Annotated in this window: 14 protein-coding genes; 9 read left to right on the forward strand and 5 right to left on the reverse strand. The window is 35.0% G+C overall.

The window, feature by feature from the left end; all coding sequences use genetic code 11:
* Positions 1–192: 192 nt before the first annotated feature.
* Positions 193–1,479: an adenylosuccinate synthase gene (locus tag AC52CF_RS14965; RefSeq protein WP_214588985.1), complete on the reverse strand. Its 1,287-nt coding sequence runs from the start codon at positions 1,477–1,479 to the stop codon at positions 193–195.
* Between the two features lie 153 nt (positions 1,480–1,632).
* On the opposite strand from AC52CF_RS14965, the gene AC52CF_RS14970 reads away from it, so the two are divergent.
* A complete protein-coding gene (locus AC52CF_RS14970) occupies positions 1,633–2,598 on the forward strand; it encodes a hypothetical protein (RefSeq protein WP_214588984.1) in 966 nt (321 codons plus the stop codon).
* 373 nt (positions 2,599–2,971) lie between these two features.
* Here AC52CF_RS14970 and AC52CF_RS14975 read toward each other — a convergent pair whose 3' ends face one another.
* Together AC52CF_RS14975 and AC52CF_RS14980 are read right to left on the reverse strand one after the other, a co-directional pair.
* A complete protein-coding gene (locus AC52CF_RS14975; RefSeq protein WP_496517329.1) occupies positions 2,972–3,934 on the reverse strand; it encodes an IS256 family transposase, variant Zn-binding type in 963 nt (320 codons plus the stop codon).
* Positions 3,935–4,104: 170 nt separating this feature from the next.
* On the reverse strand, positions 4,105–4,773 hold the full coding sequence (locus tag AC52CF_RS14980; protein ID WP_250902112.1) for a DUF2461 domain-containing protein: 669 nt from the start codon (positions 4,771–4,773) through the stop codon (positions 4,105–4,107).
* A 358-nt stretch (positions 4,774–5,131) separates the two neighbouring features.
* On the opposite strand from AC52CF_RS14980, the gene AC52CF_RS14985 reads away from it, so the two are divergent.
* The 8 genes from AC52CF_RS14985 (at position 5,132) to AC52CF_RS15020 (ending at position 12,838) form a co-directional block, all read left to right on the forward strand.
* Positions 5,132–6,826, forward strand: a complete 1,695-nt coding sequence (locus AC52CF_RS14985; RefSeq protein WP_214588983.1) for a DEAD/DEAH box helicase — start codon at positions 5,132–5,134, stop codon at positions 6,824–6,826.
* A gap of 152 nt (positions 6,827–6,978) precedes the next feature.
* Complete coding sequence (locus AC52CF_RS14990) at positions 6,979–7,617, forward strand: DUF47 domain-containing protein (protein ID WP_076392175.1); 639 nt, start codon at positions 6,979–6,981, stop codon at positions 7,615–7,617.
* A 20-nt stretch (positions 7,618–7,637) separates the two neighbouring features.
* Positions 7,638–8,780: an inorganic phosphate transporter gene (locus AC52CF_RS14995; protein ID WP_087712448.1), complete on the forward strand. Its 1,143-nt coding sequence runs from the start codon at positions 7,638–7,640 to the stop codon at positions 8,778–8,780.
* A 395-nt stretch (positions 8,781–9,175) separates the two neighbouring features.
* Positions 9,176–10,147: a polyprenyl synthetase family protein gene (locus AC52CF_RS15000; protein ID WP_214588982.1), complete on the forward strand. Its 972-nt coding sequence runs from the start codon at positions 9,176–9,178 to the stop codon at positions 10,145–10,147.
* Between the two features lie 85 nt (positions 10,148–10,232).
* A complete protein-coding gene (locus tag AC52CF_RS15005; RefSeq protein ID WP_496517330.1) occupies positions 10,233–11,183 on the forward strand; it encodes a GSCFA domain-containing protein in 951 nt (316 codons plus the stop codon).
* A gap of 6 nt (positions 11,184–11,189) precedes the next feature.
* Positions 11,190–11,540 carry a hypothetical protein gene (locus tag AC52CF_RS15010; protein WP_116098970.1) on the forward strand — a complete coding sequence of 117 codons (351 nt, stop codon included), beginning with the start codon at positions 11,190–11,192 and terminating at the stop codon, positions 11,538–11,540.
* Positions 11,537–12,067, forward strand: a complete 531-nt coding sequence (locus tag AC52CF_RS15015) for a DUF4269 domain-containing protein (protein ID WP_214588980.1) — start codon at positions 11,537–11,539, stop codon at positions 12,065–12,067. The genes AC52CF_RS15010 and AC52CF_RS15015 overlap by 4 nt, the downstream gene beginning before the upstream one ends.
* Before the next feature lie 3 nt (positions 12,068–12,070).
* Positions 12,071–12,838, forward strand: coding sequence for a TatD family hydrolase (locus AC52CF_RS15020; RefSeq protein WP_214588979.1), 768 nt, complete (start codon positions 12,071–12,073; stop codon positions 12,836–12,838).
* A 35-nt stretch (positions 12,839–12,873) separates the two neighbouring features.
* On the opposite strand, the gene AC52CF_RS15025 is transcribed toward AC52CF_RS15020, so the two are convergent.
* Positions 12,874–14,181, reverse strand: a complete 1,308-nt coding sequence (locus AC52CF_RS15025; RefSeq protein WP_214588978.1) for a DEAD/DEAH box helicase — start codon at positions 14,179–14,181, stop codon at positions 12,874–12,876.
* Between the two features lie 85 nt (positions 14,182–14,266).
* Positions 14,267–14,755, reverse strand: coding sequence for a DUF6438 domain-containing protein (locus tag AC52CF_RS15030; protein ID WP_496517331.1), 489 nt, complete (start codon positions 14,753–14,755; stop codon positions 14,267–14,269).
* Positions 14,756–14,881: the final 126 nt, after the last annotated feature.

The raw sequence follows: 14,881 nt of genomic DNA on the forward strand, positions 1-14,881 counted from the left end.
GAAACTAAGAAAAAGCGAGTAGCGAAAGCTGGAAAAAGCTCCTGAAAAGGGAATTGGTCGATAGTTGATGGTTGATGGTTGAAATTTACGGAATAAAAAGAAAGTAGAAATTTAGTTTTTAAGAATCAAAGTATCCAATAAAAAAAGAGACCACCGTTTGATGATCTCTTTCTGTATGTTGAAAAAATATTCTTAGAATAATTCTTTTCTGATGATATTTTGGCTTCTTTCCGGTCCAACAGAAACCAAATAAACGTTGATTCCTAAATATTTCTCGATAAATTCGATGTATTCCTGAGCGGTTTGCGGAAGTTCGTCGTAGCTTCTGGCTTTCGTGATATCTTCATTCCAACCCGGTAAATCCTGATAGATTGGTTCGTAGTTGTATAATTTTTCGGTGGATGAAGTGAAATAATCGATGATTTTTCCGTCTTCCGTTTTATAATGCGTAACGACTTTTAAATTTTCAATTCCTGTAAGAACGTCTAATTTTGTAATCACTAAATTATTGATTCCGTTGATCATACATGCGTGCTTCAAAGAAACAAGGTCTAACCAGCCTGTTCTTCTCGGTCTTCCTGTCGTCGCTCCGAATTCTCCTCCGATCTGTCTGATTTTCTCACCCAGTTCATTATCCAGTTCTGAAGGGAAAGGTCCGTTTCCAACTCTTGTACAGTATGCTTTGGCAACACCAATTAAGTTTTGAAGGGAAGTTGGCGGAACTCCCGCTCCTGTACAAACTCCTCCTGTAGATGGAGAAGATGAAGTTACGTAAGGATACGTTCCGAAGTCGATATCCAGCATTAAAGCCTGCGCTCCTTCGAATAAAACATTTTTACCGTCTCTGATCGCTTCATTCAGTTCAAGTTCGGTATCTACGATTCTGTGCTGAAGCTGTTTTCCGATTTCTAAATATTCGTTGTAAATTTCTTCAACGTCCAATGTAGGTTTTCCGAAGTATTTTTCAAAAAGAGAATTCTTGATTTTTAAGTTTTTCTCGATTTTATCTCTTAAGATCTCAGGATTCAAAAGGTCGATCATTCTGATCCCCACTCTTGCAATTTTATCTTCATAGCAAGGTCCGATCCCTTTTTTTGTTGTCCCGATCTGCGTTCCTCCGTGCTCTTCTTCACGGTACGTATCCAAAAGAATGTGGTAAGGCATGATGACATGCGCTCTTCTGCTGATGAAAATGTGATCTGTCTTTAAGCCTTTGCTTTCGATCTGATTCACCTCCTTAATGAAAGATTTAGGATTTACCACTACTCCGTTGGCAATGATACATTTCCCTTTGCACTGAAGAACTCCCGATGGAAGAAGGTGCAAAACGAATTTCTCTTCACCTACATAAACCGTGTGACCCGCGTTGTCTCCCCCTTGGAAACGTACAACGTAATCTGATTTTGCCGATAAAACATCCGTGATTTTTCCTTTACCTTCATCTCCATACTGAAGACCTACAACTACGTAAGTTGACATATTTTACTTTTATTTTAGATTCATGCAAAATTACTTTTAAAAAATTGGGTGGGCAAATTTGTGGCGGATTTTATTTTTTGGGTGGGAATTATGAGCTTGAAAATACATTTCTGACATTTATTATTATATTTGAAAATCAATTATTACAAACTAATGACTATAAAAGAAGCCATCTTAAAAAGCCTTGAAGATTTAATAATACCAGTATATAATATAGAAGTCTACAATCACATTGTTGAAAAAAATTATTATGAATTTCTAAAAGGTAAAACTCCTTCTTCAACAATATCTGCGCAACTTGGTGACTTTATAAGATTGGGGGATTCAAGAGTTAAAAGAATCAAAAAAACTAACGGCACTTATTATTATTATCTAACAAAGAATGAACAACAGATTGAAGAATACATTTTAGATGATGAAAGTACGATTGCAGTAAATTTAAAAGGGGAAATAAAAACCAAGGTCTATGAAGAAAGAGACCTACATAAATTATTGAGTAGTTTTTTGAAGAACACTGAAACTTTCTCTAAGACTATATTTCATGAACAATCTAACGGAAAGGACAGTAATCAAATATGGACTCATCCTGATATGATTGGGATCAAATTTTTAAATCTTCAAACCAAAGCAAGCCAAAACTTTCTAAAATCAATTAATCGCGTTGATACATTTAAGCTAAGTTCATATGAACTTAAAAGAGAAATTAATAGTGATAGCGAACTTAAAAAGGCTTATTTTCAAGCTGTTTCTAATTCAAGCTGGGCTAATTATGGATATCTAGTTGCTTTTGAGTTTAGCGACAGTCTGAATGAAGAAATGTCTAGATTAAATCAGTCCTTTGGAATTGGAATTATTGAGTTGAACGCTAATCCTTATCAAAGTAAAATATTATTCCCCGCAGTTTATCGAGATTTAGACTTTAAAACCATTGATAAGCTTTGTAAAATAAACAAAGAATTTGAACATTTCATAGAACAAACAGAAAAACTATTAACAGCTAGCGAAAAATATATTACTGGTGCAGAAAAAGAATTGAACGAGTTCTGTGATAAGTATTTTTTAAGCGACTCTGAAATAGAAAAATATTGTAAAGATAAAAACATTCCTTTTGAAAAATAATCAAAATCACTACAATTAAAAATTGCTTTAATAAAAGGCGAAAACTCAGGTTTCCTGCGGAATGACAGACAAAATGAATTGTTAGATTTTGCAAAGTTTCATTAATCGATACAACGCTACAACATATTCAAAACTATGATTCGTAAGAATTTCCACGTTTTGATTTATACAATTTATGGTAATGTACTGAAAAATAGTTGGTGAAATTCAGGATATATTTTAATAAATTATGGATGTTAATCCGAAGAGGACAAAAGCACTGGTGGAGATCAACTTTTCAGCAATAGGATTAATGTTCAAAACGATAGTTTTAAGGTGAGGTTTCCCTCACCTTTTCGTTTATTATCGGATGAACCTTATGGCTAAAAAAACTCTATTTTTCGTTAGAAAAATAAATATACCATTTGATGAAATTGATTCGGTTTTTCAATGTGAGACCTCTGTGCAGGTCGAGATGATTTTTTAAATGGCTGAAATATCCCTCAATACCATTGGTTGTTTTAGGAATATTGGGATTTTCCAGATAATGAAACATATTGGGCAATGCCCGTTTTATAGTAAAATACGATCGTCTGAGAAGCTTGTGGGTATACCAGTATCTTTCGGTTTCAAGATTAATTGTTTTTTCATTAATATAATCCTGATGTCTCAAATACCAGTCGTTGAGTTCATTTTTCCACCAGATTTTATCGTTTTGTGTTTTAATTTTCAGTAATAATAAAACGTGTTTTCGAAGTTCCTGACCGGCAATGTGTTTAGGAAACTTTGTGAGCCAGATCAGGCACATTCTCTGAATATGAACCAGACATCTCTGAGTAATGATGTCTCCATCAGATTTATTTATGGCTTTCAAAACGCTTTTATGTCCATCTGTAGTAATGCTTTCCAGCTTTACGCCCAGCCGTAAAAGATTGTTTAAATCTTCCCTGATTTCTTCATAATGTTCTCCATCGGTAAAACGGATAAGCTGTGTATATCCATCAAAATCATCCTGATAAGCAATTAAACAGAACTGAGCAAAATAAGTTGCATCCATTCTTAAATTCACCTTTTCCCGTTTGATGATCTTTAAGGTAGGAGACTGCTCTAAAATGGTATAAAATGTTTTCTGCAAAGTATCTTTCGAATAACCGCTGTCTCTGCAAAGCGTTTTGTAGGTCTGCCTTTCCAATACCCATTTTTTGAACCAGATAAAACGATTTTTAATTCTCTGCTCCGTTCTGTTTTGAGTAAATAAAATCCCGCAATTTTTACATTTAAATCTTTGCTTTCCCCCTTGTTTTCCCCAACGAATTACCTCCAGGCTTGAACAAGACCAACAACGTTTTTTTGCCATTTTTCAGACAAAGAAAAAGTTTTATGAAACACGTTTCATAAAACTTCCTCCAAGCAGCCTAACAATGAGGTTTTGATAGGATTCTACCAACTATTTTTCAGTATTATGCCCAATTTATCGATCCTAACCCACACAGGTTTTGAAAACCTGTGTGGGTTGAACAAATCCACCTACAAAAAAGGCGTATTCAGAAAATCATTCAAAGGCTTCATCACTTTAAAGATTTTGGCAAGATTTTTCACGGCATTTTTATCGAAAACTTCTTCATCTTTCAGGTTATAAACTACGATAAAACTTTTCAGTTTGAGATACTCTCCCATCGGATCTTCCTTTTCAAAACCCTGCGGAATTTTTTTCAGCTTATCATCCTGATCAAGATCCGGAAAATATTTTTTGAATTCTTTGTTATTGATGACTTTAAGAAAATCCTCTCCATATAAAGAAATTTCTTTTCTCAACTCCTTTAAAACTGAAGATTCGGGCATGTAAATTCCTCCGGCAATGAACGATTTCCCCGGCTCCAGATGAAGATAATATCCGCCTTTCGGACTTCCTTTTCCCATTCCCAATGACGCTCCGAAATTCGTTTTATAAGGAATTTTATCCTTTGAAAATCGTGTATCTCTGTAAATTCTGAACAGAGATTTCTTGGCATCAATTTTTCCCAGCTCATCGTCAAAACCAGACATTTCTTTAATGAGATCTCCAAGAAAAGCAATCACATTTTCCTGAGATTCCGTGTAAAGGTTTTTATTTTCCGTAAACCATTCGCGGTTATTGTTAACGGTAAGTTGATTAAGAAAATCGAATACTTTTGGAGAAATTGTTGCAGACATCATTCTGTAAAGTTTTTTATTTTAAATTGTAAAACTGATAATTTGTAATGATTCAAATGTACAAAAACCGAACTGTTTTCAATTATACTTTTTCCACACAAATAACCAAATAAAGAATTTAAATGGATCTGAAAGTTTAAAATTTTTGAAAATTCATAAATTCCAGAGAAAAAATAAAACACATCTAATAAAAAAAAACAATGGTTAACATCTTTATAATTTGCACCCTGTTTTTTTGCATTTAATTTTCAAAATAAAAGTAAAAGATTAAAGGATTCTGAATTTAAGTTTAATTATTTAAAAATAATTCAAAAACAAATCAAATATTTATTGTATATTTGCAGAAATTTTATAATATTTAATGAATTTATTTACGGAGACCAATTTAAGTCCTGATATTCTTAAGGCAATTGGCGAACTGGGCTACGAAAGCCCGACAGAAATCCAAAAACAGACTATCCCTTTTATTCTTTCAGATATTCGCGACTTGATCGCACTTGCGCAGACGGGGACAGGCAAAACAGCAGCATTTTCGCTTCCGATTTTGGATATGATTGACGAAACGAGTCGCAAAATCCAGCTTTTGGTGCTTTGTCCGACACGGGAATTATGTCTTCAGATTGCTAAAGACATAAAGAATTATTCTAAGTACATGCAGAACATCAAAACCACAGCGGTTTATGGTGGAAGCAGTATTATGGAGCAAATGAGATCTCTGAAGGACAAACCGCAGATTATTGTGGGAACTCCGGGAAGAGTAATCGATTTGATTAACAGAAAGGCTTTAGACTTTTCTGCTATTCACTGGTTGGTTTTGGACGAAGCAGACGAAATGCTTTCCATGGGTTTCAAAGACGAATTGGAAACCATTTTAAGTGAAACACCGGAAACAAAACAGACTTTCCTTTTCTCTGCAACGATGAACAAGGAAGTGGAAAGAATTTCCAAAAACTATCTTACGAAGCCGCACAGAATTTCTGTAGGTTCTATTAACGAGGTTAAAAAGAACATCAAGCATGAATATTATGTGGCAGGTTACCGTCAGAAAAAAGAAGCTTTAAAGAGATTAATTGATTCCAACCCGAATCAGTACTCCATTATTTTCTGCAGAACAAGAATGGAAACTCAGGAAGTTGCCGATTTCTTAATGCAGAACGGTTATGCAGCAGATGCACTTCACGGAGATCTTTCTCAGGCGCAGAGAGATACGGTAATGAAGAAATTCAGACTAAAAAACATTGATATTCTTGTAGCGACAGATGTTGCAGCAAGAGGTCTGGATGTAAATTCTCTTACCCACGTTATCCACTATTCTTTACCGGACGATCCTGAAGTTTTCGTACACAGAAGCGGAAGAACAGGAAGAGCAGGAAAAGACGGAATTTCAATGTCTTTAATTAAGCCTGAAGAAAGCAGAAAATTAAAGCAGATCAAATCGGCTACGAAAATTGAAATCACGGAAGGTAAAATTCCTACCGGTGACGATATTATCAAAGCTCAGGTTGGAGGAGTTTTCGAAAGTCTATTCGAAATTCACGAAGATTTCTTTGAATTTGATGACTCTCTGATTCCTGATTTATCGGCATTCACGAAAGAAGAACTGGCGCACAAGCTTCTTCAGTTCCAGTTAAAGGATCTTGCAATGTACTACAAAGACAGACATGATCTTATTGAGCAGAAACTGAGCAGCAGAGATGATGACAGAGGTTCAAGAAGAGACCGTGACAGAGGAAGAGACCGCGACAGAGGGGAACGTGGAGAAAGAAGCGACAGAAGAGAACGTGGTGCAAAACCAAGAAGGAAGAACGAAAATATGGTTCGATTTTTCTTCAATCTTGGTAAAAAAGACCAGTTGAAAAAACTTGACGTTTTAGACATCATCAACAAAGCGACATCTTCAGGAAAAAGCAAAAAAAGAGCCGAGATCGGAGACATCGAAATTCTAGAGAAATTCTCTTTCTTCGAGGTTGAAAAATCTTTCAAAGGAGATCTTTTAAGCAATATTTCTACAATGAAATTCAGAGGTAAGGAAATGAGAGCTGAAGAGGCTAATTAATCTTACTGAAAATATATCTAAAACCGGCTGTAAAGTCGGTTTTTTTATTTGATAATCAGGCGTTCATCCAATGTTAACAAAACTTAACGTTATCCCCTTTCAGGTAAGGCGGTTTTTTAAGAAATTTGCACACGAATTATAAAAACTTTACAATGGGAATTGGTAATATTTTCCACGCTTTTCAACCGAAAGATAAAATCTTCTTTGTACTTTTCGAAAAAGTAACAGAAAACCTTGTAGCAATGTCTGAGGAATTCAACCACGGAATCAAAGATTTCGATCTGAACGACGATTCTATGTTGAAAAAGATGAGCGATTACGAACACAAAAATGATGAGCTTACTCACGAGATCTTCGTAGAACTGGGGAAAAACTTCATTACTCCTTTCGACAGAGAAGACATCCACACTTTAGCAACAGGATTAGACGATATCGCAGATTACATCTACGCTTCCACAAAATATATCTTCCTTTACAAGTCGCCGGAAATGAAGGCCTATTCAGACTTCTCATTGCTGATCCACAAAGCTTGTCTTGAGATCCAGAATGCAATGAAAAACCTGAAAGGATTCAAAAATATGGAGCAGGTAAAAGAAGCTTGTATCAAAGTAAACTCTATCGAAAACATTGCAGACGATTTGTTATCCAATTCTATGGTAGAATTGTTCGAAACAAACGACGCGATCAACATTATCAAAGTTTCATCTGTACTTAATTATCTTGAAGTCGTAACTGACAAAGCAGAAGATGTTGCCAACACGATTGAAAACATCATGATTAAATACGCATAATTAATAATTATAATTAAACAATGGAATTTCCGATTTTACTTATAGTTATTATTGCATTGGCTTTGATATTCGATTACATTAATGGTTTTCATGATGCAGCCAACTCAATTGCGACTATTGTTTCTACAAAAGTTTTAACTCCGTTCCAGGCGGTTCTTTGGGCAGCACTCTGGAATTTTGCAGCTTTCTTCATCGCTGCTTACATCATTGGAGAATTTAAAATTGGTAATACAATTGCCAAAACAGTTAATGAGAATTTTATTACCCTCGAAGTTATCTTTTCAGGTCTTGTTGCGGCAATCGCATGGAACCTTTTAACATGGTGGTTTGGTATTCCCTCCTCCTCTTCACACACACTGATCGGAGGATTTTTAGGAGCCGCTTTAATGCACGCTTTTATGATGGATTACCACAACGTTGCAGCAGCACAGCCGGAATTGGGAACTTGGGAAACCGTAAAGGCAGCCGCTTCGCAGGTAACGCACCAGAGCGTTGTGAAATTTGACAAGGTAATCCCTATTTTCCTTTTCATTTTCATGGCTCCGATTATCGGGATGATTATCTCAATTATCATTACTTTAATTATTGTTCACCTTTATAAAAGATCAAACCCGCACAAAGCAGACCAGTCTTTCAAAAAATTACAGCTTGCTTCTTCAGCACTTTTCAGTTTAGGACATGGTCTTAATGACGCGCAGAAAGTAATGGGGATTATTGGTGCAGCATTAATTTACTATCATGTTGAAATGCTTCACGATCCGATTTATTTAAATCTTGAATCAGCAGCACGTTTTGATTATTTCGCACAGCATTATATCTGGGTTCCTCTGGTTTCGTTTATCGCGATCGCTTTGGGTACAATGAGCGGTGGATGGAAAATCATCAAAACCATGGGAACGAAAATTACAAAAGTAACTTCTCTGGAAGGAGTAAGTGCTGAAACAGCAGGTGCTATTACGTTATTTATTACAGATCACTTCGGAATTCCTGTTTCTACCACACATACGATTACAGGTTCCATTATCGGGGTTGGTCTTACAAAAAGAGTTTCTGCCGTAAGATGGGGAATCACTGTAAGCCTTCTTTGGGCATGGGTTCTTACTATTCCGATCTCTGCAATTGTTGCCGGAATTACTTACCTAGCAGTAACTGCATTATCTTAACAACTCAGATTACTCAAAATAATAAAACTTTGCTCTTTCGGGCAAAGTTTTTTGTTTTTTTAAATTGAAAAATTTGGAGCTATTTCCAGCTTTTCATTGCAATCTTTTTTTTCAAAAAAGGATTTCCATTACAATCTGGGCTAGTAATTGTTGGCGTGTATTCAAGTTGTGGAAGAAATAACCAGAGGATTTGTCATTCCGTATGAATCTAAGAAATTGTATTAGAAATAAAATCTAAAAAATTATATTTAGATTCATACGGAATGACAAATCATGTGAAAATAACTAAGAATAAAAAATTTCAATCACATAAAAGCGTTTCACTCTTAAAACGGTGAGGATTTTGTTTTATAAAGCCCTGAAAAATTGTATTTTTGTTCAAACTATTAGAATTTATGGAATTTTTAGACAGATATCAGCAGATTGTTGCGGATGCCATTACCAAATATACCTTTAAAGATAAACCAACTGAACTTTACGAGCCTATGAACTACATTATTTCGCACGGAGGAAAGCGTCTTCGTCCGATCATGGTTCTAATGGCCTGCGATTTGTTTGGAGGTGATCTTAAAGAAGCTATAAAGCCTGCTCTGGCAATTGAATTTTTCCATAATTTCACGCTGATCCATGATGATATTATGGACGAAGCTCCGTTAAGAAGAAACAAACCGACAATTCATACGTTACACGGAATTAACGTAGGAATTCTTTCCGGAGACGGCTTAATGCTGAAAGCCTATAAATTTTTCGAAGACCTTGAACCTGAAATTTTCAAGGCGTGTATCAGAATTTTCACGCATACAGGATTGCTTTTATGCGAAGGTCAGCAATATGACATCAATTTCGAAACTCAGGAAAACGTAACGTTTGATGATTACATCAGAATGATTACCTACAAAACCGGAGTTTTAAGTGCTTCTTCTTTTGAGATCGGAGCATTGATTGCAAAAGCAAACTTCAAAGATGCAAAATCAATTTTCAACTTCGGAAAACACATCGGAATTGCATTCCAGATCATGGACGATTACCTTGATGTTTTCGGAGATCAGGCGCAATTCGGAAAAAAACACGCCGGAGATATTTACGAAAACAAAAAAACCGTTCTTTACCTGATGGCGAGAGAACACGCTACGGAAGAAGAGAGAAAAGAGCTGGATTACTGGTATTCTAAAAAGACCGATAATATCGATAAAGTATACGGTGTGGAAAAGATTTTCAGAAGAACAAAAGTGGACGAAAAAGCATTACGTCTGATCGAAAAACATAACGAAATCGGACAAAGCTATCTTCAGAAAATTGATATTCCGGAGGAAAAGAAAAAACCGTTTGCTGAACTTGCCAATTATTTATTGAGAAGAGAATCATAATTTGATAATTAGTCAATTTGAAAATGAGTAAGCATAAATCTTAAATTTTCAAATTGACACATTCTCAGATTTTCAAATTGATTAAATGAAATTCAGAACCGAAGTTGATATCAAAGAATCGCAGAAGAAAATTGAAGTTGAAGATAGAATATTTTCGATCGGCTCCTGTTTTGCCTCTGAAATGTCGGATCTTTTTCAACAGGGGCAATTGCAGACCATCAACAATCCTTTTGGAACCATTTTTAATCCTTTTTCAATCAACAATGCGGTCAAAAGGCTTCATGATGCCGAGTTTTATTATGAAGAAGAACTGATTACCTTTAACGATGAATTTATTTCTCTGGATCATCACTCAAGTTTCGACACAAGATATGTTCATCAGACGTTACAGAAAATAAATTCCGGTCTTGAGGAAGGAAATTCCTTTCTCCGAAAAACCAACTGGATAATTATCACTTACGGAAGTTCATTTATTTACGAATTCACGCCCAAAAACAAACTCGTTGCCAATTGTCACAAAATCCCTCAGAAATTCTTTGAAAAAAGACTTTTGACCTTTCAGGAAATTACAGATTCTGTGTACAATACAATTCTGAACCTCAAAGACATCTGTACCGATGATGTTCAGATTCTGTTTACCGTTTCTCCGGTTCGTCATACCAAAGACGGAATGATTGAAAATCAGCTGAGTAAATCTAAACTGATCACAGCAATTCATGAAATGATTGATGAGCTGGATTACTGTCATTATCTTCCGGTTTATGAAATTTTAATGGACGATCTCCGCGATTACCGTTTTTACAAAGAAGATATGATTCATCCTAACAATCAGGCAATTAATTATATTTTCGAAAAATTCGGAAATGCTTATTTTTCGGATGACACAAAAGATTTCATCAAAGAAAATTTTAAAATTCACAAAGCGTTGGAGCATAAAACCAGCGACGAAAAAGATCCGAAATACATCGAATATAAAGAAAAATTAAACCTAAGGATTGAAGCTCAGCGAAAAAAAGTAAAGCATAAAATATTTTAAAAACTAATGGCTATTATTAAAAACACAGAAGGATTATCAACCGATCAATTAAATGATGAATTACAGAAAGGTGCTAAATTCGTAGTTTTTTCATATACAATTTCAATTATTTTCCTATCCTCAAAAAGACCAAGTGATATTTATTTTATAAAATCTGATGAGTCTTCCTCAAAATACAGTTGGAAATATTCGCTGTTGACTTTATTTTTTGGTTGGTGGGGAATTCCTTTCGGACCTATTTTCAGTATTGCCTCTTTTTACAGAAACTTTACGGGAGGAAAAGACATCACAAATGAAGTTTTACATCAGATAAACACCCATCATGTTGAGTCTTCAAATTCAATAGAATCAAAATGATTGATTTCACAAAAATTGACTATCTGAAAAACGGAAATGAAAGGCAAAAAAGAGCTTATGAAGTTTTGACGAGATATCATATTTTTGAAAAGCTGAAGGACTATTCTCCCATTTTGGCAGGAACTATTCCCATAGAAATTGATATTGAAGAAAGTGATTTAGACATCATTTGCGAAGTTGATCTTAATTTTGAAGAGGATTTTTTAGAAAAAGTGAGTTTTAAGATAATTGTTCCTGCAGAAACAGAAGTTACGGTGGAAAATATAATGATTGAAAACGAAAAAGCAATTGTTATGAATTTCAGACTGGAAGAATTTTCCATAGAAATTTTCGGACAGAATAGACCTGCAACCAAACAGAACGCCTATCTTCATATGATTGCCGAATACAAAATATTACAGGAAAAAGGTGAAGATTTTAAGCAGAAAATAATAAAATTAAAAAAACAGGGCATCAAAACGGAACCCGCTTTCGGCATCTTGCTGAATTTGGAAAATCCTTACGAAGACCTGTTAAAAATGATATAAAAAATGATTGATACCCATACACATTTATACGCAGAAGAATTTGATGAAGACAGAAAAGAAACCATTCAGAGAGCTTTAGATAAAGGAATTACAGAATTTTATCTTCCGGCAATCGATTCGGAATCTCATGAAAAAATGCTGCAACTGGAGGCAGAATATCCGGAACATATCTTTTCGATGATGGGACTGCATCCCTGTTATGTAAAACCAGAATCCTGGCAAAAAGAGCTCGAAATTGTTAAGAATTATCTTGATCAAAGGTCTTTTCCAGCCATCGGAGAAATCGGAATCGATCTATACTGGGATAAAACTACTCTTGATATTCAGGTGAAAGCTTTTGAACAGCAAATCGACTGGGCAATTGAAAAAGATCTTCCTATCGTAATCCACACCAGAGAAAGCTTTGATGAAACTTTTGAGGTTCTGGAAAGAAAAAAACATCCGAAACTGAGAGGAATTTTTCATTGTTTTTCAGGAAATTTAGAACAGGCAAAACAGGCAATTGACCTGAATTTCATTTTAGGAATTGGTGGTGTTGTAACCTTCAAAAATGGTAAAATAGATCAGTTTCTGAATGAAATCCCTTTGGATAAAATCGTTCTGGAAACAGATTCGCCTTACCTCGCTCCGGTTCCGCACAGAGGAAAGCGCAACGAAAGTTCATATCTTGATCTGGTTGCCGGAAAACTGGTGGATCTTTACAAAGTGGATTTTTCGGAGATTGACAGAATTACTACTGAGAATGCGAAAAAAGTCTTCGTTAAGACTTAAAAATAAAAGCCTTCCGGATTTGGAAGGCTTTCACATTATTTCTTTCTTGTAAAATTTTTATTCTTAGGCTTTTTAAAACCGACTGACGCAGCTCCGTTATCCGGCTTTGCCTTATTTCGGCTGAATTTTGAAGAATTTCCTCTTGCCTGTTTCGGTTTTTCCGATCCTGCAGGAACTGGCTTGTTATTCGAATCTCTTTTCTGAGCAACCAGATCGTCTGTATGAAACGGATGGTTTTTAACCACAGGAATTTTCATTCCGATCAGTTTCTCTGTATTGCGAAGATTGAGAAGATCCAGCCCGTCTACAAATGAAATAGAAGTCCCTTCCGCTCCTGCTCTACCCGTTCTTCCGATTCTGTGAACATAGGTTTCGGAAACATCAGACAACTCAAAATTAACAACGTATTTAAGCTCATCAATATCAATTCCTCTCGCTGCAATATCTGTAGCCACCAAAACTCTGGTTTTTCCGGATTTAAAATTGTTTAAAGCATTCTGACGCGCATTCTGGGATTTATTTCCGTGAATAGCCTCTGTTGTAATATTATCTTTCTGAAGTTTTCTGGCAATTTTATCGGCACCGTGTTTTGTTCTTGCAAAAACCAGTACAGAATCAGAAATATCATTCTTTAAAATGTGCGTTAAAAGATTCAGTTTATTATCTTTTTCTACAAAGTAAACCGATTGTTTAATGGTTTCTGCGGTAGATGAAACCGGAGTTACTTCTACTTTTACAGGATTATTAAGAATAGAATCTGCCAGTTTCTGTATTTCTGAAGGCATGGTTGCAGAGAAAAACAAAGTCTGTCTTTTCTGAGGTAAAAGTTTGATGATTCTTTTCACATCATGAACAAACCCCATATCCAGCATTCTATCCGCTTCATCCAGTACAAAAATTTCAAGATTTTTTAAGCTGATGATTCCCTGAGCAATAAAATCCAGAAGTCTTCCCGGTGTTGCTACCAGAATATCAACTCCTTTTTTTAATGCAGCTTCCTGATTTCCCTGCTTTACACCGCCAAAAATTACGAGATGTTTTAATGGTAAATATTTTCCGTACGCCTGAATATTTTCTTCAATCTGAATCGCCAGTTCTCTTGTAGGCGTTAAAATCAAAGCTTTAATATTTCTGTTGGGGAATTTGTTCTGAGCAAGATTCTGAAGGATAGGAATGGCAAAAGCCGCCGTTTTTCCTGTTCCTGTCTGAGCGCAACCCAAAAAATCTTTACCTTTTATAATTTCCGGAATGGATTTCTCCTGAATCGGAGTCGGGTTGGTATATCCTTGTTCCTGAATTGCTTTTGCAATAGGATCAATTAAATGTAAGTCTGTAAAATTCAAATAAATTGTATTTAATAATTAAAACAAAATTCCTTCAAAATGAAGGAATTATATTTTGCAAAGGTAGCTTAAATATTTTAATTAATTATTTTACTTTTGTCCATTGCTGACTGGTTCTTAAATCCTCAAAAAACCTATACAGTTTCTCAAGTTTTTCAGTTCCTTTTTTGCCGTAATCTTCAACATGTTTTGAAGTTCCGTCTGTAAAATTGATTCTCAAATGGGAAGTGGGAAGATCTGTAATATTTCGCTCGCCATATTTTTCATTGAGATTTTTTACATCTGAGTTATCCAATAAAGTAATTAATGTATTATAATCTTCCTGTTTTATTGTCCCTTTAAAAGTTCCTTCACGGGGTTTATCGAACTCGCCTTTTGAAAATCCTTTTGAAAAATTAAAGTGTTCTGCTTCAAATACAGCCGTTCTGTCAAGATTTACTGTTATTTTAAAAATGGGGCAGGATCCGAAACAAGCACCTGCTTCATATTCAATTTTCGAATATTTTAAACCGTTTTTCTGAGAAATACACGAAAATAAAAAGATAAAAGCCAAAAGGCTTAATAAATATTTCATAGCTTACATTTGAGTGGTTTCTCTCAATAATTGTTCCAAAAGTGAAAACATTGAATTATATAGACTATAAATATTACCTTTTTATACTTTTTTAGGGTTAGTTCATCATAATACGATTTTTTCACC

It is taken from the genome of Chryseobacterium sp. 2P (assembly GCF_059579425.1).

Bases quoted from the DNA above. Each gene is read 5' to 3' on its own strand.
- AC52CF_RS14995 (WP_087712448.1), top strand. From the start codon at position 7,638: ATGGAATTTCCGATTTTACTTATAGTTATTATTGCATTGGCTTTGATA.
- AC52CF_RS14965 (WP_214588985.1), bottom strand. From the start codon at position 1,479: ATGTCAACTTACGTAGTTGTAGGTCTTCAGTATGGAGATGAAGGTAAA.
- AC52CF_RS15020 (WP_214588979.1), top strand. From the start codon at position 12,071: ATGATTGATACCCATACACATTTATACGCAGAAGAATTTGATGAAGAC.
- AC52CF_RS15005 (WP_496517330.1), top strand. From the start codon at position 10,233: ATGAAATTCAGAACCGAAGTTGATATCAAAGAATCGCAGAAGAAAATT.
- AC52CF_RS14990 (WP_076392175.1), top strand. From the start codon at position 6,979: ATGGGAATTGGTAATATTTTCCACGCTTTTCAACCGAAAGATAAAATC.
- AC52CF_RS15015 (WP_214588980.1), top strand. From the start codon at position 11,537: ATGATTGATTTCACAAAAATTGACTATCTGAAAAACGGAAATGAAAGG.
- AC52CF_RS15030 (WP_496517331.1), bottom strand. From the start codon at position 14,755: ATGAAATATTTATTAAGCCTTTTGGCTTTTATCTTTTTATTTTCGTGT.
- AC52CF_RS14975 (WP_496517329.1), bottom strand. From the start codon at position 3,934: ATGGCAAAAAAACGTTGTTGGTCTTGTTCAAGCCTGGAGGTAATTCGT.
- AC52CF_RS14985 (WP_214588983.1), top strand. From the start codon at position 5,132: ATGAATTTATTTACGGAGACCAATTTAAGTCCTGATATTCTTAAGGCA.
- AC52CF_RS14970 (WP_214588984.1), top strand. From the start codon at position 1,633: ATGACTATAAAAGAAGCCATCTTAAAAAGCCTTGAAGATTTAATAATA.
- AC52CF_RS15010 (WP_116098970.1), top strand. From the start codon at position 11,190: ATGGCTATTATTAAAAACACAGAAGGATTATCAACCGATCAATTAAAT.
- AC52CF_RS15000 (WP_214588982.1), top strand. From the start codon at position 9,176: ATGGAATTTTTAGACAGATATCAGCAGATTGTTGCGGATGCCATTACC.
- AC52CF_RS14980 (WP_250902112.1), bottom strand. From the start codon at position 4,773: ATGATGTCTGCAACAATTTCTCCAAAAGTATTCGATTTTCTTAATCAA.